Consider the following 18358-nt stretch of genomic DNA (forward strand, 5'->3'; position numbering starts at 1 on the left):
TTGTGAACCCTCCCCAAAAACTTCCTTTTATTAATTCCTACGACTGACTTCTAATGGAAACAAACCAAAGCATGGATGCCGCAACTATTTGTTGGACACTAGCTTTTCGTGTACTCCCTTCTTGTCTTGGCCTACAGTTAGAATCTTTGGATTGACTGCAACTTCGATTACAGCCGGAAGCCCTGAAGCAATCGCCCTTTGAAGCGCTGGCGCAAAATCACTATTTTTTTCAACCTTTTCACCATGCGCTCCAAACAAGCGGGCCAATTCGGCAAAATTAGGGTTGGACAATTCAGTTCCAACGACCCGTTTTGGAAAATGCCTTTCTTGATGTACACGAATCGTTCCGTACATATTGTTGTTCACGACAATTGATATAGTCGGAATTTTATACCGTACAGCCGTTTCAATCTCTTGGAGAGTCATCATAAAGCCGCCATCTCCTGAAAAAGAAACAACATGTTTCAGAGGGTGCGCCAGCTTTGCCCCAATTGCAGCAGGCAGTCCATATCCCATCGCTCCCGAAGTTGGCCCCACGTAAGTGTTTTCATGTTCAAAACGATAATATCTGGATAGCCATCCAAAAAAATTGCCGGCATCATTTGTAATAATGGTGTCCTTCGGAAGACAGACAGCAACGTCATGCATTAATCCATCCATATCCACGAAATCTTTTGTGTAGTCGGCCTTTGGTTCAGAAAATGTCATATATTTTTCATGCAATTCTTTCACATTATCTTCGTTTGAAATGGAAGAACCTGAAGCTTGCAGTGCTTGTTCTAAGAAACTCTTGGCATCTGCTTCAATTGCAAGGGAAGGAGCATACACTTTACCAAAAATATCGGGACAAATATCTACATGGATCAGTTTTGTATTTTCAGAGAGCAAGGTGTAATCTTGTGTTCCTACTTGAGAGAATCGTGTCCCTAACGCCAAAACTACATCTGCATCTCGGATTGTATCCAGTAAATATTGTGGTGTCCCAAACCCTAGCCATCCTGCATAGCAGGGGTGTGAGTTCGGAAACGCGTCGAATCGGCGGAAAGCGGTAACAACAGGAAGTTTCATTGCCTCGGCAAACTGTACAAGCAGCTTGTTAGACTTAGCATGAATCACACCGCCACCAGCAATCAATATGGGGCGCTCCGCGTTTCGTATCGTCTCTATCGCCTGCTTCAAATCGTCCAAATGTGGTTGGGGAGGAAGCGCGCGATAAGAAGGATAGATGTTCAACTCTGCCTCATCTTCTAACATGTCATGCGGCAAAGCCACTAATACAGGACCCGGACGTCCCGATCGCGCCATATGGAACGCCCGTTGCAATAATTCCGGGATTCTTTCCACACGATCAATCTCAACCGTCCATTTACATAAATGACTGAAAAAACCCGTCAAATTCACTTCCTGAAACGCTTCCTTTTCTTTAAAAGGGCGTTCGACTTGGCCAATAAGCGCAACCAAAGGGGTTGAATCCTGAGCAGCAGTATGAATACCGATAGCTAAGTTTGTAGCACCCACTCCACGCGTTGCCATACAAACTCCTACCTCACCTGAAGCCTTCGCATACCCTTCCGCCATAAAAGAGGCACCTCCTTCATGTCTGGCGGAAATAAGTTCTATTTCAGGATGTTGATATAGTGCATCCATTACACTAAGATAACTTTCACCTGGTACACAAAAAGCTTTTTTTACCCCTTCTTTAGCCATTACTTCTACGACTGCTCTTCCTCCACTGACTTTCATATTCAGCCTCCCGCTTTCAAGAACGTGTATTTGTTTGCTAATTTATGTTTCTATTAATATTGCACTCATTCTTACTATCATTTAACAAGTTTTTCGATACCAGAAACTGGTTTATTATCTGCTTCCGTCTCAATTGAAGTATTTCTTGTAATAGCACTTACTCCCAAAGTTACTGCAATGTTGATGAATAATACAGCTAACCCCACATCAAGATCCTGTATTGCTTGCGGTAGAGATGGAAATAATGTGGCAAGTGTCGTACCTGATGTAGTCGAGTAAATGACAATTAGAATTCCAGCTATCATTCCGGCAAAAGCTCCTTGAACGGTAACAGGATTCTTTTTCCACAAACTGAAAAATAGTGCTGGGAACAACTGTGCCATGAAGCTATATGCCATAAGATACAGCGTAAAAATCGACTCCCCGCCATTGAACGTAAAGTATAGGGTCACTATAGAAATGACAGGTACTAACATCATGCTCAATCTTCGAAGTTGGTCATCTGATGTATTCGGTTTCCACACCTTATATACATTTTTTGAAAGTATCGTGGCCGTAGCCGTCAACACGAGTGAACTAGGTATAAGGGCGGCCATCGCCCCAGATGCTCCAATAACTCCAACAAACCAGGGATCGAATGACATCTTCGCCATTTTAAATAAAGCCAAATCTGCTTCTGCTCCCTGTAAATTCGGAACTTGAAGAATCGCAGAAAAACCAATAAAAAGCGAAAAAATGATGATTACTTGATAAATTGGCATAATCCCAGCATTCCAACGAAGTGATTTTGGACTTTTTGCAGAAAACACTCCCGCTAACATATGAGGAAACATATAGAATGCCAGTGCTGTCATAATCGTAGCGGAAATAAACCAAGAGATACTCAATCCTTGTTCAGGGAATATCAATAATCCATGTTTTGCTGTATCGATTGCTTCAAACATCGACTGCAAACCACCGTAATAATGAAGTGGAAAATAAATCCCCATAAAGACGACAACTGCCAAAATCATGATATCTTTAATAACCGCCGTCCACGCTACGCCATGCATCCCTGAGGCAGTTACATAAATTGTGATGGCAATTACACCTACAACTATAGCCACATTAGGAGAGATGGACCCATAGGACGCCTCCGATACGATAATTCCTAACCCTTTTAACTGCATGATTAGATAAGGAATAATTGAAATAACGCTGATTACCGCCACAAGAACACCTAAAGCCGGACTATTGTACTTCTTGTCATAAAAATCGGATTGAGATATGACATTATTTTTTTTTGCATATCTCCAAATTGGCGGCAACAGCCAATAGGCTATTACAAAATAGAAGCAATTGAAAGCATATAAGGCTGGAGGCATACCAGATCTATAAGCGCCGCCGCTGGCCCCCAAAAACGTATATGTCGTAAACATTTCACCTGCAATCAAAAAGAAGAGCAAAAAGCTGCCGAAACCTCTTCCACCTATAGCCCATTGTTCCAAACTCATATTTTTACCTTTTCGAGCTTGAAGCCCTAACCAAATACACAGAACCAGAAAGAAAAGGATGACAAGCAGGGCTTCATTCATTAGTCTTCTTCCTCCTTGGTTGCAGGATCAAGTTTATTAGCAATTATCAAGCACACCGATGTAAGACAAACCCATAATATGGCCCAAAAAAGAACAAATGGCATTCCTAAAACATATGGTTCAATTCGATTGATAACAATAAGCGAGCCAAGTGCTGGTACCGCACTTATCACATAGATTATTTTCTTCATTTGTTCACCATCCTTATCAACAAATGCCAAACCCGACCTATTCACTTCTAACCATTTAGAAAAAACAGATAATTACACTTGTAGCACTACTTTGGCACCCCTTTAGTTAATGGCTCATTTACTGCCCAATTCGGTTTCATTCCAGTAAGGACTTGTTCAACTTGCATTGCTGCATGTACAGCCATGCGTACCGAACCTTCTTTCGTCAATGCCGCATTATGAGGGCTGACAATCACATTATCCATTTTAAAAAGGGGATTCCATTTATCAGGAGGCTCAACTTCAAATACATCTATTCCAGCGCCGGCAATTTCGCCCGCTTGCAAAGCATTTACTAAATCACTCTCCTTCACTACGCCTCCCCTGGAAGCGTTTACAAAATAGGATGAGGGTTTCATCCAGGAAAACTCACGGCTTCCTATTATTCCTTTTGTTGTTTTCGTTAACGGCAGATGCAGACTGATAACATCAGAGTTTCTGAAAACCCACTCTAAGTCAGTTGCTATCTCTAACTCCGAATTCGTGCTGGCTGTAACATAGGGGTCGTAGCCAATCACTTTCATATCGAAGCCTTTGGAAGCTTTTTTTGCCAGTATTCTACCAATTCTCCCTAGTCCAATAATCCCTAATGTCTTGCCTTCCAAATCCATACCAAAAAGTTGATTGCGGATAGCAAAATTCCCGCGGCGCAGCTCTTGATCAGCCAAGCTTAAGTTTTTGGACAATGATAAAATTAATGCCATTACATGTTCAGCTACAGAATTCGCATTTGCCTCTGGGGTATTTGTTACGTAAATGCTTCGCTCTGTAGCAGCTTCGATATCAATATTGTCCAAGCCCACACCATACTTAGCAATTACTTTGAGGTTTTCAGCTGCTTCAATAACTTCCTTATTTATTACAGCCGTTGATCTCGTTAATAATGCATCACAATCCTTGATTTCTTCCATAAGGATCTCTTGTGCCAGTTCAGATCCCACTTTAATCTTATAGCCTTTTTCTACTAAATAACTTTTCCCCTCTTTCTCAATATCTTGAGGAATATACACTAAATGACTCACATTACCACCCTTTCATGTTTACCTTGAAGGAAAAATCTTTCCTACTTCTTTGTATATATACAATTATTGTGCCAACATAAAAAACATCAGTTTATTCAAGAAAGAAGCCAATTAGTTCTCAAATTAAGAAATAAATAAAGTTAACAAATTGTTTCATAATGAATTAATAAGTTTCATTACGTTTCAATTTGTTTCAACACTCAAGGTTTTCATCTTTCTCCATAAAGTAGTGCGACTCATCCCTAACTCCAAGGCAGCTTTTCCTTTATTAAAATTAACCTTATTTAACGTTTGAACTATTCTTTCACGCTCGGATAGATGTATCACAGGTGGCATATCAAGTTCTTCTGCTTGTTTCGACAGTATTTTCTTTTTACTTCTATTCGGAAAATACATTTCGATATCGTACACATCAATTAACTTGTCTTTATAAAGAGCACATAATCGCTCACAAAAATTTTGCAATTGGCGAATATTCCCTTCCCAATTCTCTTCACTCAGCTTTTTCATGGCAGTATCCGTAATCTTAATTTTTTGATCCGAATGGCCTTTCTGAATAAAAGCATTCACCAATAACGGAATATCTTCTCTGCGTTCCCGAAGCGGAGGCAAGACAAGGTCCAGTACACTCAAGCGATAATATAGATCCTCCCGAAAGTCATTACTTTTGACCATTTGCATGAGGTCTTTGTTTGTTGCCGACACAATTCTCACATCAACCGGAATCACTCTATCATCACCGATACGCATGATTTCCCGCTCTTGCAAGACACGAAGCAACCGACTTTGCATTTTTGGGGAGATTTCCCCTATTTCATCTAAAAAAATCGTACCTCTATGAGCCAATTCAAAATAGCCTTGCTTTCCGCCTTTCATAGCCCCCGTGAAAGCTCCTTCTGCATACCCGAATAACTCACTTTCCAATAAATTTTCGGGAAGCGCAGCGCAATTAATGGCTACAAACGGGTTATTTTTCCGGTTGCTATGATTATGTATGCTTTGGGCGAATATTTCCTTGCCCGTTCCCGTTTCTCCAATTATAAGAATGTTTGAATCTACTTCACTATAATGTTGAGCAGTTTCAATCGTCCTCTTAATTTCGGAACTCCGGTACAATATATCATCAAAGGTGTACTTAGCCACATGTCCACGTGAATGAATCTTTCTAAAGAACTTCCCTTCCATCTCCTGAATGCGTGTAACATCTTGAAAGGCAACCATATCCCCCACTTTTTTACCTTTTAAAAATATCCCAACTTTTTTAACCGATAATTGAATGGCTTGGTAAGCAACGATATCTTTTTCGTATTCATTGTCACTTAACAGCATATTACGAAATTTTCCGTCCTTTATGATATCGTATATAGAATTTCCAATTAAGCTCCCCTTGGAAATGGATAATATCTCCTGAGCCGCCGTATTAAATACAGATATTTGTCGTTTTAAATCTATTGCAATAACCCCTTCATAGGCATAATTAAGAATCGTTTGGTAACGCTTGGTCTTCTCCTGTTCCCTTCTGCTGACAAGAGCTACTCTTTTCGCCTCAATCAACGCCTGCCGAAATGATTCCTTTCCAGTGTCAACAAGAATGGCTCCCAACCCTATCTCTTCAGCATAGTTACAGGTACTTAAACCACTTAACACCACCTCACAGCCATCTCTGGCTGCTAAATCCACTAAACTAACTGAGGACTCGATATCATTCAATATATAGGACTGAATTGGCAAATCAACGATATCCGAAAGGTTTTCCACGCCATAAATCATATTCAGCGCTCCTATAACGGCCACTTTTTTACTGCCAAAACGTGCCTTGCAATCATAAAGGGAACGAATGAGGTCAATACCTTGTACAGGTATATCAACGATAGGAATAGATTCATTGCTTTCTTTTAATAGTTTTGTGATTAATCCCCTTGAGATGATTACATCCGCATCAAGCTTCAACTTCCCAATCTTATCGGCATCCTCAACTACCTCCTCTAAAACAAACTTCACTGAACCGTTATCATTGTTTTCTGATTCTTCCAACTGGTTGAATTCCTCAAACCTTTCAAAAGCATCCGTAATATACCCTTTTCGAGGAACAACGAGTTTAATTTTTATCAAAACGCCAACCTCCAACGTAAAATCATTTTGGTTTATTGGATATAATCTCAAGCAACCTGATAGTTAAGCCCTAGTCAAACCAGGGTGTGTTTAATCGAGATGGCTAAGTATGCCAAGCAAATGTTTTCGTTCAGAATTATATATATCATTTTTAAAATCACTTTTGAAGAACAAAAAACCCTGTTACCATGGGTTTTTTCGTCAATAAACGACCTTTTCACTTTTAATTTACACCCTAGTATTCGAATTGTTATTGATAGCAGATTATTCTTTCAATAAGAGTCACATTCAAATTACCCTACTCACCTTTTTCTTCTTGGAATGTTTATTTTTCCCCTGCTTATCATCACTGTAATAAGCTTTTACCATTAACAACAGTATGAAGATTTCTTAAAGTTTTAATTATTTAGTGATTCAATGAAATCTAAAACTGAATTAAAAATGCTAGCCCCCTCTTTGCTGTATAAAAAAATTACCTGGCATATAAATCATTTTATTTGGTATAATTTTCATTCCTTTCTCGACAATAGGACTATATTCCTTATATTCTTCATACAAACGTGGAATTCCTTTTGGTTTTATAGTTACTGACATTAAAATTAGTCTACAAACACATAACCCCGTTCAAGAAATCCTGAACGGGGTTTTACAATATACACGATCTGTTTCATTTTGAGTATTTGAGGTCTTGGAGCTTTGTTGTCAATCAACGTAGAACTATTCATTCAAGGAGGTTCTACTTACGAACTTAAAACTGGATCAGCAATGACAAGGATTTTCCCGGACTTGATACCCTCCATATATTGATCGACTTCGGCTTCCTCCAGTCCCATATCCAATAATGGCTTTCTCAATCCGCCTGCTCCCGATGCTGCCCCGGCTGCTGCTCCGCCAAAAGTGGCAAAAATCGGTCCTGCCGCCAATATTGGACCAATTCCTGGTATGGCTAATGCACTCATTCCAATAAGGAGGCCTGTCAACCCGACAGCTCCGCCGGCTGCTGCCCCAGCAACTAATCCATCAGTCTTTGCCGGGCTGACTTCCTCAGCTTCATTGGGTAATTTATCAATGTTTTTTGCCACTACTGATATTTGATCGGATGTATATCCTTGTTCCTTTAAATTTTTGACTGCTGAATTCGCTTCATTTTCATTTTCATATATTGCTATAAACCTCTTGTCCATGGTATCTGCTCCTTTAAAAGTAATGTACTATACAATACCCTTAATTGAGTTTCAATAACCTTCTATGAAAAAAATGAAATTCACTCCCGGATTTGCCCTTGGCCATAAATGAAGTACTTGCTTGATGTCAAGGCCGGTAAACCCATAGGTCCACGTGCATGGAGCTTTTGTGTGGAAATGCCGATTTCTGCGCCATAACCAAATTCAAAACCGTCGGTAAAACGGGTGGAAGCATTATGATAAACTGCTGCCGCATCCACTTTATTCAAAAATACGGTAGCGTTTTGTTCATCTCTCGTCAGGATTGCTTCGGAATGCTTGGTACCGTATCGATTAATGTGTTCAATGGCATCCGAAACACCTTTTACAATTTTTACGCTGATTTTTAATGCTAGGTACTCTGTAGACCAATCATCCTCCGTAGCTTTTTTCGCTCCTGGAAAAGCGCTGCAAATCGCTTCGTCTCCGTATACTTCGATACCTTTTTCGTCTAGGATTGCCAAAAGCCGCTTACCATTTTCTTTAAACCATTTTTCGTGAATAAGAAGGCTCTCAATTGCATTGCATACGGAAGGGCGGTGCGTTTTACCGTTTAAGACAATTTTCTCGACCATCGTGATCTCTGCTGTCTGATCGATGAATATATGGCAATTGCCTGCTCCTGTTTCAAGGACGGGAACAGTGGACTCCTTAATGACCGTTTCTATTAAATTCTTTCCGCCGCGAGGAATCAAAACATCTAAATACTCATTAAGATGAAATAGTTCTTTTGCGGTTTCACGGCTCGTATCCTCGATTAACTGAACTGCTTCCATAGGAATCTCCGTATTCTCTAAAGCTTTATGGATGGAAGAGACTAGTGCCATATTGGAGTATTTGGCTGACGAGCTACCTCTTAAGAGGACCGCATTCCCCGTTTTCAAGGATAGTGTAGCTGCATCGATGGTCACATTCGGCCTAGCTTCATAAATCATTCCGATTACACCGATCGGAACTCTTAACTTTTTAATCAATAACCCATTTTCTTTTTCGATAGTCTCCAATTTCTCTCCAATAGGATCCTTTAAATCGATTAAAAGTCTAATTGCCGCTGCCATGTCATCAATACGGTTAACATTTAACATGATTCGATCTAAAGTAGACTCACTGAAGCCCTTTTTCCTGCCTTCTTCCAGATCCTTTTGGTTTTCTTTTATCAAAAGATCTTTATCGATAACAAGTTGCTTAGCAATTTTCCCAAGTGCCTCGTTCTTCTTATCCGTTGTTAATCCAATTAGCTGATAACTGGCTTTTTTGGCTGCCTTTCCTTTCGCAGTCACTTCACTCATTTTCAAATGCCCCCTTTTCCTTCGCTAATATTTATAAGCTATGCCTTTACCCATTTATCACGATGGATCACTTCGATGGAAGTGATCACAAGCTCGGTTGTCCGCTTGCCCATCGCCTGTTTTAATTCTTCGTCGGAATAAAGGACCTCACCCCGCCCCAATAATCCATTTGCACCAAAGACTTCGACGACATCGCCCTTATTGAAAACTCCTTTAATTTCATAAATTCCAGCTGGCAGCAGACTGCTGCCATTTGAAACTAAAGCCTTTTCGGCACCTTCATCAACGAAAATTTTTCCGGATACTTGTGAATGAAGGGATATCCACTGTTTGTTTTTCGTTACCGTCGTCATGACATCATTCCCAATATATGTGCCATCACCGTTGCCTTCTAGGATTGTGAGAAGTTTTTCACTCCCCGCACCAGATCCGATGAATACTTTCACTCCAAGAGACAATGCAGTTTGGGCTGCTATCAACTTCGATTTCATTCCACCGGTTCCAACATTAGAGCCCGCACCTTCTGCCATTTGCAATAAATCCGCCGTTACTTCGGATAGCTTTTCAAATCGTTTCGCCCCTGGATTTGTCTGTGGATTGGAATCATAGAGCCCATTAATGTCCGTTAATATGATCAGGTTGCTGGCATGGACCAACCCGCTTACTAAGGCGGATAGCATATCGTTATCACCGAAAGTCAACTCCTCGACTGATACTGTATCATTTTCATTTATAATCGGAAGGATGCCGCGTTCAAGCAATTCCATCAATGTCGCATATGCATTTTTATATCTATCTTTTTTCGAGAAATCTTTCCGTGTTAATAATATTTGCGCCGGAACGATCCCAAATCGACCTAATTGTTCCATATATGATTGAATCAATAGGCTTTGCCCTACAGCTGCAGCAGCTTGTTTTCCTTTGAGAGTGACAGGTCTCGTAGGATAACCGAGCTTGCGGAAACCTGTCGCTACGGCACCTGATGAAACAAGGACAACTTCATGTCCCGCTTTCCTTAATGCTGCAACTGCCTGGATATGATCGGAAAATTTTTTTTGGTCGATTTCACCTTTTGTGTTGGTTAAAGAACTACTTCCTATCTTTACTACGATGCGTTTCTTTTCCATCGGTTTTTTCCTCCAATAAATATCTTAGACATGAAAAAAAGCCCTTTTCATCCTCGAAATAAGGACGAAAAGGGCTGCTCTCCGTGGTACCACCTTCATTGAATGCAAGTTCATGCATTCCACTTTGCCTGATAACGCCAGGATTTGCGCCTATGTTTTGCATAGGACTCAAGAAGCAGGTTCTGCGCTTTCCTGTCGCGGGTCTTCCAGCAATTGACGCCGCTCTCTGTCACAGTGATTCTCGCATACTAATCTTCTCTCAACGTTCATTGTTTTAATATAGTATGCAAAATTATCTTCTTGATGTCAATAACATTCCAAGTATGAATGAACCTGAACCTTATAACGCCATGGCTGGGCCGAAGAACTCATAGTGTATTTTATCGGGATTTACCCCCAACTCTTTCAGGTAAGTGATAATGGCCTTCATGAAAGGAACAGGACCACACACATAATAATCAGCTTCAGGTTTTACATGACGGCTCAACAATTCCTTATCGATATACCCTTCCTTCTCAAAATTCGGCAGGTCCTTATCCTCCTCACTCGGATTTTTAAAGACGAAGGATAAATGATAGCTGGCAAGCTTGTGCGTCAGGTCTGTCAATTCCTCTCTAAACGGCTGTAAATTTCCATTACCGGATGCATGAATGAACTGGACATCACGCTCAGGCTTTTGTTCAGCCACCGCATGGACCATGCTCATGAAGGGTGTTATACCAACGCCTCCGCTCAGAAATACTGCAGGTGTTCGTTTTTCCAAGTCGATGGTGAAATCCCCTGCAGGGGCCGTTACGTCTATACTGTCACCCATCTGAATGGATTCATGCAAGTAGTTCGAGACCCTTCCATCAGGAGAGATTCCCGGCTTTTCTTTTTTGACGGAAATCCGGAAGTAATCTTTCCCCGGAACATCAGACAAACTATACTGACGGTTGAATAAATAGCGTTCACCCGGTATCTCGATACGAACGGTAATATATTGTCCAGGAAGAAAAAATGGAACCTTATCGCCATTTGATGGCTTTAAATAAAAGGAAGTGATTACATCACTTTCGCGGACTTTTTCCACCACAGTGAATGGTTTGAAATCTGACCATCCCCCTACCTGATTGGAAGCTTGGTCGTACATTTCCTTTTCGATGCTAATGAATACATCGGCAATGACTCCATAGGCCTCTCCCCAAGCTTGGAGGATTTCTTCTGTAGCCGACTCTTGTAAAACTTCCTTGATTGCACCTAATAGGTGTTCTCCAACAATCGGATAATGCTCGGCTTTAACTGCGAGACTTCTGTGTTTTTGTGCTATTTGCTTCACGGCAGGTAAAATCGTTTCAAGTTTATCTATATATTTAGCTGCTGCCAAAACCGTGTTGGCAAGTGCATTTTGCTGGCGCCCTTTTTTTTGATTGGCGTGATTAAAGACATTTAATAATTCAGGATGTGCCTCGAAAAGATTTTTATAGAATACAGTTGTTATAGTTGTACCATGCACTTCTAAAACAGGTACGGTTGATTTGATGATATCGATTGTTTTCTGGGATAGCATAGGAAAACTCCTCTTCATAAACAAGTATTTTAAATACATGTTTATATTAGAACTTAAATCCATTAAAAGCAATATTTTTAATGCATCTTTTCAGAGAATAAGTTTTCATGTTTATAAAATGTTCACATTTATGATATAGTCAAATGGGGATAGAATGTGAGGCGATAAACATGAGGTTGACGAGTTATTCCGATTACTCACTTAGAGTGTTGATTTACCTGGCTTCCCACGACCAAAGCAAATTATCAAATATAAAAGAGATCTCTGAAGTTTATCAACTGTCTAAAAATCATTTGATGAAGATTGTTCATAATCTAGGTAAATTAGGCTATATTGAGACGATACGTGGAAGAAATGGCGGTTTCCGGCTAGCAAAATCCCCCGCTGAAATAAATGTAGGGGAACTGGTGCGGAAAACCGAAGAGGATTTTTATCTAGTGGAATGTTTTAAAGATCACGATAACTGTGTGATTTCTCCCGTTTGTTCTTTGAAATTTGTCCTTAATAATGCCTTGGATGCTTTTCTACAGGTCCTTGATCAATATACGATTGCAGACTTCATCGAAAATAAAGTGATGCTCAAAGCATATTTCGATTCGGTAAAGCAAAATGAAGAAGAGCCCGATTTTTTATAATCGGGCTCTTCTTTCATTAACTGATGATCCGTTCAATCTGCCATCCCTTTTCCATTCGCAAATCAATGATCCCAGTATTGGTTTTCAATAAAACTTTAAGGGGATCGTATGGATGGATCATAATGACTCTTTATTTGCTTGCATTTCTTCAAAAAGGTAATAAATATGAGGAATCTTTGCCGCTTCTGCAATGACAGGTGCAACTTCCGCTTTAATCACTTCAACCATTTCAAGCTGTATCTTTCCTGCTTTACGTATATCTTGAAAGATGTTTTTAATTTGAAGCGAAGCTTCGTTGAGTCTTTCATGAATTGTCACTTTAGGTTGTTCTTGATTTTCTGACCATGCAGCTTCCCATTTCTTCAATGCTCTCACATATTTCTCTAATTTTTACCTATAATACCATATCCTTCATGACCCTGTATCATAATTAAAGCAATTTTCAGTACTTACGAACGGCCACTAAGTTCATTGCCTAGCTGTTTTAATTTTTCACCGACTGTACATTCTGATATACAGAACTGATGGGCATAAGAACGCCCCTTCTCTTTTCGAAAATGCTTTCGTAAAAAACAATCTTGGCAAAACGAAGCGAGAACATCTTCCACTTCTTCATATATTTTTTTCCTGTTCATTGTTGTTATGGCTCCTTTGACCCAGCAACTTCTATTTTGCTGAAAATGGCTTTTCCCTGAAGAGCAAGTGTTGCCAGGCGATCGGCTTCCTGGTTTTCCTTTCGTGAAATTGGCTTGTAGACCGGAATGATCTTTAACTTATCCAGTTTCGCTTCAATGCGGTCCAGCCATTTATTCAAGTTTTCTTCCATACAGGGCCATTCACCGGAAAGTTGATTTAAGACAACTAGAGAATCCCCTTTAAATACACAGCTTTGGTGATGGATTCCAAGTTCGTCCATCTGCCTTACCGCTTCATGAAATGCTGCATATTCCGCTTCATTATTGGATTCGAATTGCTCCAATTTTACATTAGTGCGTAAACGCCAGAACTTCTTACCTTGACGATAATAAATGGCAACACCGATTCCTGCCATCTTTTCATCTTTTTGAAAACCGCCATCAAAAAAAACCGTTACATCCTGCGGCTCTTCTTCAACTTCAGTAAGGAGTTTCTTTAGCTCCTTCTTTGTCCATACTGTATCAAATTCATCCTTGAATTCCACTTCTTTCAGCCTTCCCGCCTTTTCAAGGTCTTCTGTAATGACTAGTGCAGTCCCGGCATCAAGCCAATCCGAAACGAAATCGGCAGATGGTTTTTTTGAAGCATGATATGTCCATTGCATAATTACCTTCAAAGATTTCCAGCTCCTTATCAATTCACTATTCATGCAGAACGCTTACAATTTTCATACCTTTTTCTCGTCCCACCATTTATAATATAATGTAAGCAATTGAATCACTCTTTTCATTATAGTTCCCTTATCAGCCTGAAATTCTCATGTTTCAATCTTAATTTTATATGAAACAGTTTTTAATCATAGCATATTAACAGCTTAATCTCGAGGAGGAGCACATCTTGATCGAAGTGTATATTGATGGTGCCAGTGCGGGCAATCCAGGGCCGAGCGGGGCAGGTGTTTTCATAAATAATAATGGTGTGGTCGAGCGGCACTCCATTCCGCTTGGAAATATGGAAAACCATGAAGCGGAGTACCATGCTTTAATCAAAGCGTTGGAAATTTGTGTAGCCAATAATTATCAAATCGTTTCTTTTCGGACTGACTCCCAAGCCATCAACCAGGCCATTGAAAAAAGATTTGCAAAAAATAAATACGCCATATTGCTGGAACGAGCGCTTAAACTTTCCGCCGAGCTTGAATTATTTTTCATGAAATGGATTCCAAGTCTCGAAAACAAGTCAGCGGATGTATTGGCGAGACGTGCCATTCGATTGAATAAGGCTGAGGAAATTCATGAACAAGACAGCTGATTTTTCATTATTATTCGTTGTATTCATCTGGGGTGTCACTTTTGTCATGGTTCAAAATGCCCTATCGTTTCTTGACCCCTTCACGTTTAATGCCGTCCGTTTTTTCATGGCCTTGTTTTTCTTACTCATCCCTTATATATCGACTTTACGCAAAAGAGGGAAAACATGGAATAAAGGCCTTTTTAGAGCGGGGTTTCATATTGGGGTTTGGCTTTTTCTTGGGTATGGTCTTCAAACGATTGGATTGAATCATACAACTCCTGCGAAGACGGGCTTCATAACAGGCCTAAGTGTCGTCATGGTACCTGTTTTTTCTCTGTTACTTTTGAAACACAGGCTATCCCGCAATACGGTCATAGGTGTGGCAGCTGCAACCGTGGGGCTTTATTTAATGACTTTCGCGGACCGCTCCAATTTGAATATCGGTGATTTACTCGTATTTTTATGCGCAATAAGTTTCGCCATGCAGATCATTACGACCGCCAGATATGCCAAAACCCATCCCGCTTTACCGTTGACGCTGATTCAGGTTTCCACCGTATCTTTATTATCCTTTGTTTCAGCCTTCATTTTCAAAGAGAATCATTCTGTCATCTTCAGCTCAGAGGTCATGTTACAGAAAGATGTATGGACTGCTTTATTGGTTACGGCAGCACTTGCCACGGCGTTCGCCTTTTTCGCCCAAACCTTCTTCCAAGCCTATACGACACCTACAAGAGTCGCGTTGATCTTTTCAATGGAACCGGTTTTTGCTGCGTTATCCTCATACATATTGATAGGGGAAAAATTGACTTCCGCTTCCATCATCGGCTGTGTCTTCATTTTCATGGGGATGATACTTGCTGAGCTACCTGCGAAGAAAAAGAAACCGGTCACACAGGAGTTTTCCTGAAAAGCCAAATAAAATAAATCGGACTTCAAAGTTAAGAAGTCCGATTTATTTAAGCAGGCCCTGTTCTTTAGCAAATGATACCGCTGCACTACGCGTTTCAATGCCATTTTGTTTTAAGTTTTCCAAAAAGGAAATATAGAAGCTACCATCAAAATTCTTTTGAACCTTCAAAGTCAATTCTATTGCTGCATTGACTAATATATCACTTGCGTCAGTGTAGCGCTTACCAAAATAAATAAAACCTATAGCGTCATTACCAAAAGTGAATCCCTTACCCTCTAAAAAATTAACATACTCTTCAGTTGATTTCGCCACTTCTGCATCCACTCCATACTTCATGCCTTATTTTCATCTTACCGTAAATCAAGGATTTTGACTATCCATTTTTCGACAAAAAATTCACCCTACAAATTAAAGGAGCTCCCATTGGGGAGCTCCGAAAAGTTTCATTATTAAATCATTTTCAGTAAAGCCCTGAATTCATGATCCCTAGCCAGATTTTTGACCTTCTCGCGATCATACCGATAAACAGCATCATCCAAAGAACATGAAATTGGTACATCACATTTTATTTCTGCTAGTTGTCTGGATAAATGGAGCATATCGACGGCTGATTCAATCTTAGCCCGTTGTCCGTTGGTCAATGAAGCAACATTTTCAAGAATCCCTTCGATACTTTGATACTGAATCAATAATTTCAATGCAGTCTTCTCACCTATCCCCTTAACTCCGGGATAGTTATCAGCTGTATCGCCCATTAAAGCTTTTAAATCAATCATTTGTCTTGGAGTGATCCCTTTCCATTCAAAAAAGCTATCGGGATTATGCACTTCATAGTTCCCATATCCTTTTTTTAACAAAAGAACGGAAATGTTTTCTTCAATTAACTGGAGCATATCTTGATCGCCTGTCAATATACCCACTCGGCTATGTTGTGCAGATGCCTTCGCAATTGTCCCGATACAGTCATCCGCTTCATATCCTGAGAGCCCTATGTTAGGAATATCAAACGCTTCAACCGCTTTTTTCGCTAGGTCGAATTGAGGGATCATTTCGACTGGAGCTTCTGAACGATTAGCCTTGTATCCATCAAATAATTCATTTCTGAAAGTCTTGCTGCCCATATCCCAGCACACCGCTACATGACTAGGTGAAAAATGATTCACTGCCGTCAGCATATGCTTCAAAAAACCTTGAACGGCATTAGTTGGAATGCCTTTTGAGTTTATCATGAATTGACCAGTAACGGCCGTTGCATAAAAAGCTCTAAATAATAACGCCATCCCGTCAACAAGCATAAATGATGGATGTAGCTCATTTTCTTTCATTAACACATTATCACCTCTATCATGATGTACATCCATTTTAACATACCTGTCCTCTTTTTTAAGGATCGTTTAATTGGAAAAAATATTATTCAATCGGATTTTCATCATAAGAGATCCAGTCACTGAAACTGCCAATATATATCTTTACATCTTTATAGCCCGCTTCTTTCAGGGCGATATAATTGGGAGAAGCCGTTACACCTGAACCACAGTACACAATGATTTCCTTATCCAAGTCGATACTTGAGAAATGCGCCTGAAGATCTTCCTTTTTTTTATAATAGCCATTTTCCAGGACGTTCGACCACACCATATTTACTGCACCAGGTATATGGCCGGCTTTTTTATCAATCGGTTCCTCGATTCCCTCGTACCGTTTAGATTCCCTTGAATCCATTAATACGACATGGTCAGCCCTATTCATAGTATAATCCTTCACTTTTTGAAAAGATGCAAAAACGGTTTGATTTAAATCGATATGATATTTTGTTTGAATATAATTCGTTTGATTCGAGTCAATCGGATAGCCCGCATCCTTCCAGGCGCGATATCCCCCGTTAAGAACATAGACTTTCTGATGCCCAAGATAGCTCAGCAACCAGACAAACCTTGAAGCAAAAGAACCTTCTCCCCCATCATAAGCAACAAGTACCGTATCATTGGTAATGCCATTTGATTCCAGTTTGTCTTTAAACATTTCCAGGTCAGGAAGAGGATGTCTTCCGCCATGTTCTTGAACCTGCCCCGATAAGTCCTTTTCAAGATCGAAATAAACAGCACCGGAAATATGGTCTTTTTGGTATTCATTAAACCCTGCATCAGGAGAGCCTAGACGAAAGCGACAGTCACAGATCTTGATATCACTAGAATCCAACAACGGCAACAGCTCTTCTTTTTCCATTATATAACCCATTTGCATAACCCCCTATTTCAAAATGGTCCAAATTAATTGATTAAGCTCCGTTTCCATGTTCTTCCCGGGAGGAAGCTTAGTTATTTCATTCTTTAAAAAAAGTGATTTCCCTTTTAATAACGAAAGATTCTTTTCGCTATCATTGATGGTCATACATTCATCCTTTTGTTTTGCCTTAAATATTCGGGTCATCCTGGTTTTCATTTCTTGATCGATTGAAACCACATCAAGCAGTTCCCATACTGATAAAGGCGGCAGTGAACCCTGTTGGATAATATATACCAGGATTAAATATGAACGGTAAACTTGTACCCATGTTTTTAGTTCTTTTCTTTCGGATTCCATTGGTTTTGCCAATTGTTGAAGATTGTCGGTCATCATCCGATAGTAATGGTGTCCTAGTGTCTTTTTGGAATAGCAATCCGTTATCAAATCATTCATCTTCCTAAGATAATCCGGATGTGTAACCAGCTTGATTGGTGACTGAAATAATTCAAATAGAGCAGGATTACTCTTTACCGTAAGACGGGATGATTTAAAAAGATCCCAGCCTTCCATATCATATAGACCTTGTTTCAAATGAATCACTTCAACGGGCTGACTCAAGCTGAGGTATGTTCGCTTATCATTATGAACATATATAAACCGAACATCGATATCCGAATGGACGGAAGATACACCAAAAGAATGGCTGCCTGTAACAGCAGCCATTAAAATGGTCATATTCTCATTCTTTTCTAGGTATTTCAATTTTGAAATAAGGTTTTCTTTCAT

The 18358-nt window shown here is 40.0% G+C and carries 19 protein-coding genes; 3 read left to right on the plus strand and 16 right to left on the minus strand.

Annotated elements, in window-relative coordinates; translation table 11 throughout:
• Positions 1-84: 84 nt before the first annotated feature.
• The 9 genes from QUF78_RS16610 to hmpA all read right to left on the minus strand — a co-directional run bounded on the left by QUF78_RS16610 (position 85) and on the right by hmpA (position 11869).
• Positions 85-1743, minus strand: a complete 1659-nt coding sequence (locus QUF78_RS16610) for a thiamine pyrophosphate-dependent enzyme (RefSeq protein WP_289325545.1) — start codon at positions 1741-1743, stop codon at positions 85-87.
• Between the two features lie 77 nt (positions 1744-1820).
• Positions 1821-3317: a sodium:solute symporter family protein gene (locus QUF78_RS16615; RefSeq protein ID WP_289325546.1), complete on the minus strand. Its 1497-nt coding sequence runs from the start codon at positions 3315-3317 to the stop codon at positions 1821-1823.
• Entirely contained in the window at positions 3317-3508 is a 192-nt protein-coding gene (locus tag QUF78_RS16620; RefSeq protein ID WP_289325547.1) for a DUF3311 domain-containing protein, read from the minus strand. The genes QUF78_RS16615 and QUF78_RS16620 overlap by 1 nt, the downstream gene beginning before the upstream one ends.
• An 86-nt stretch (positions 3509-3594) precedes the next feature.
• Positions 3595-4569, minus strand: coding sequence for a hydroxyacid dehydrogenase (locus tag QUF78_RS16625; protein ID WP_289325548.1), 975 nt, complete (start codon positions 4567-4569; stop codon positions 3595-3597).
• A gap of 183 nt (positions 4570-4752) precedes the next feature.
• Positions 4753-6681: a sigma 54-interacting transcriptional regulator gene (locus QUF78_RS16630; protein ID WP_289325549.1), complete on the minus strand. Its 1929-nt coding sequence runs from the start codon at positions 6679-6681 to the stop codon at positions 4753-4755.
• A 740-nt stretch (positions 6682-7421) separates the two neighbouring features.
• A complete protein-coding gene (locus QUF78_RS16635; RefSeq protein ID WP_289325550.1) occupies positions 7422-7865 on the minus strand; it encodes a general stress protein in 444 nt (147 codons plus the stop codon).
• 80 nt (positions 7866-7945) lie between these two features.
• Positions 7946-9193 carry a glutamate-5-semialdehyde dehydrogenase gene (locus tag QUF78_RS16640; RefSeq protein WP_289325551.1) on the minus strand — a complete coding sequence of 416 codons (1248 nt, stop codon included), beginning with the start codon at positions 9191-9193 and terminating at the stop codon, positions 7946-7948.
• Positions 9194-9231: 38 nt separating this feature from the next.
• The gene (proB, locus tag QUF78_RS16645; protein WP_289325552.1) at positions 9232-10320 is read right to left on the minus strand and encodes a glutamate 5-kinase; all 1089 of its coding nucleotides are present in this window, start codon (positions 10318-10320) and stop codon (positions 9232-9234) included.
• Between the two features lie 340 nt (positions 10321-10660).
• A complete protein-coding gene (gene hmpA / locus QUF78_RS16650) occupies positions 10661-11869 on the minus strand; it encodes an NO-inducible flavohemoprotein (protein ID WP_289325553.1) in 1209 nt (402 codons plus the stop codon).
• 170 nt (positions 11870-12039) lie between these two features.
• Between hmpA and QUF78_RS16655 the strand changes: the two genes are divergently transcribed.
• Positions 12040-12504, plus strand: a complete 465-nt coding sequence (locus tag QUF78_RS16655; RefSeq protein WP_289315896.1) for an RrF2 family transcriptional regulator — start codon at positions 12040-12042, stop codon at positions 12502-12504.
• A 117-nt stretch (positions 12505-12621) separates the two neighbouring features.
• On the opposite strand, the gene QUF78_RS16660 is transcribed toward QUF78_RS16655, so the two are convergent.
• The 3 genes from QUF78_RS16660 to QUF78_RS16670 form a co-directional block, all read right to left on the minus strand.
• Positions 12622-12879 carry a hypothetical protein gene (locus tag QUF78_RS16660; RefSeq protein WP_289325554.1) on the minus strand — a complete coding sequence of 86 codons (258 nt, stop codon included), beginning with the start codon at positions 12877-12879 and terminating at the stop codon, positions 12622-12624.
• Between the two features lie 74 nt (positions 12880-12953).
• A complete protein-coding gene (locus QUF78_RS16665; RefSeq protein ID WP_289315894.1) occupies positions 12954-13139 on the minus strand; it encodes a zinc-finger domain-containing protein in 186 nt (61 codons plus the stop codon).
• Positions 13140-13144: 5 nt separating this feature from the next.
• The gene (locus QUF78_RS16670) at positions 13145-13816 is read right to left on the minus strand and encodes a reverse transcriptase-like protein (RefSeq protein WP_289325555.1); all 672 of its coding nucleotides are present in this window, start codon (positions 13814-13816) and stop codon (positions 13145-13147) included.
• Between the two features lie 221 nt (positions 13817-14037).
• On the opposite strand from QUF78_RS16670, the gene QUF78_RS16675 reads away from it, so the two are divergent.
• Both QUF78_RS16675 and QUF78_RS16680 read left to right on the plus strand, forming a co-directional pair.
• Entirely contained in the window at positions 14038-14451 is a 414-nt protein-coding gene (locus QUF78_RS16675) for a reverse transcriptase-like protein (RefSeq protein ID WP_289315892.1), read from the plus strand.
• Positions 14435-15343: a DMT family transporter gene (locus tag QUF78_RS16680; protein WP_289325556.1), complete on the plus strand. Its 909-nt coding sequence runs from the start codon at positions 14435-14437 to the stop codon at positions 15341-15343. Before QUF78_RS16675 ends, QUF78_RS16680 begins: the two co-directional genes overlap by 17 nt.
• A gap of 45 nt (positions 15344-15388) precedes the next feature.
• Here QUF78_RS16680 and QUF78_RS16685 read toward each other — a convergent pair whose 3' ends face one another.
• From QUF78_RS16685 to QUF78_RS16700, 4 genes are all read right to left on the minus strand, one after another.
• Positions 15389-15682: a DUF6123 family protein gene (locus QUF78_RS16685; RefSeq protein ID WP_289325557.1), complete on the minus strand. Its 294-nt coding sequence runs from the start codon at positions 15680-15682 to the stop codon at positions 15389-15391.
• 113 nt (positions 15683-15795) lie between these two features.
• Positions 15796-16671, minus strand: a complete 876-nt coding sequence (locus tag QUF78_RS16690) for a 5'-3' exonuclease (protein ID WP_289327339.1) — start codon at positions 16669-16671, stop codon at positions 15796-15798.
• Between the two features lie 85 nt (positions 16672-16756).
• The gene (locus QUF78_RS16695) at positions 16757-17584 is read right to left on the minus strand and encodes a sulfurtransferase (RefSeq protein ID WP_289325558.1); all 828 of its coding nucleotides are present in this window, start codon (positions 17582-17584) and stop codon (positions 16757-16759) included.
• A gap of 12 nt (positions 17585-17596) precedes the next feature.
• Positions 17597-18358 (minus strand): DNA polymerase beta superfamily protein, encoded by a 762-nt coding sequence (locus QUF78_RS16700; protein ID WP_289325559.1) that lies wholly within the window; start codon positions 18356-18358, stop codon positions 17597-17599.

Origin of the sequence: Peribacillus sp. ACCC06369, assembly GCF_030348945.1 — a bacterium.
Classification (GTDB): domain Bacteria; phylum Bacillota; class Bacilli; order Bacillales; family DSM-1321; genus Peribacillus.

Bases quoted from the DNA above. Each gene is read 5' to 3' on its own strand.
- QUF78_RS16610 (WP_289325545.1), bottom strand. From the start codon at position 1,743: ATGAAAGTCAGTGGAGGAAGAGCAGTCGTAGAAGTAATGGCTAAAGAA.
- QUF78_RS16615 (WP_289325546.1), bottom strand. From the start codon at position 3,317: ATGAATGAAGCCCTGCTTGTCATCCTTTTCTTTCTGGTTCTGTGTATT.
- QUF78_RS16620 (WP_289325547.1), bottom strand. From the start codon at position 3,508: ATGAAGAAAATAATCTATGTGATAAGTGCGGTACCAGCACTTGGCTCG.
- QUF78_RS16635 (WP_289325550.1), bottom strand. From the start codon at position 7,865: ATGGACAAGAGGTTTATAGCAATATATGAAAATGAAAATGAAGCGAAT.
- QUF78_RS16640 (WP_289325551.1), bottom strand. From the start codon at position 9,193: ATGAGTGAAGTGACTGCGAAAGGAAAGGCAGCCAAAAAAGCCAGTTAT.
- proB (WP_289325552.1), bottom strand. From the start codon at position 10,320: ATGGAAAAGAAACGCATCGTAGTAAAGATAGGAAGTAGTTCTTTAACC.
- hmpA (WP_289325553.1), bottom strand. From the start codon at position 11,869: ATGCTATCCCAGAAAACAATCGATATCATCAAATCAACCGTACCTGTT.
- QUF78_RS16655 (WP_289315896.1), top strand. From the start codon at position 12,040: ATGAGGTTGACGAGTTATTCCGATTACTCACTTAGAGTGTTGATTTAC.
- QUF78_RS16665 (WP_289315894.1), bottom strand. From the start codon at position 13,139: ATGAACAGGAAAAAAATATATGAAGAAGTGGAAGATGTTCTCGCTTCG.
- QUF78_RS16680 (WP_289325556.1), top strand. From the start codon at position 14,435: ATGAACAAGACAGCTGATTTTTCATTATTATTCGTTGTATTCATCTGG.
- QUF78_RS16685 (WP_289325557.1), bottom strand. From the start codon at position 15,682: ATGAAGTATGGAGTGGATGCAGAAGTGGCGAAATCAACTGAAGAGTAT.
- QUF78_RS16690 (WP_289327339.1), bottom strand. From the start codon at position 16,671: ATGAAAGAAAATGAGCTACATCCATCATTTATGCTTGTTGACGGGATG.
- QUF78_RS16695 (WP_289325558.1), bottom strand. From the start codon at position 17,584: ATGGGTTATATAATGGAAAAAGAAGAGCTGTTGCCGTTGTTGGATTCT.
- QUF78_RS16700 (WP_289325559.1), bottom strand. From the start codon at position 18,358: ATGAAAGAAAACCTTATTTCAAAATTGAAATACCTAGAAAAGAATGAG.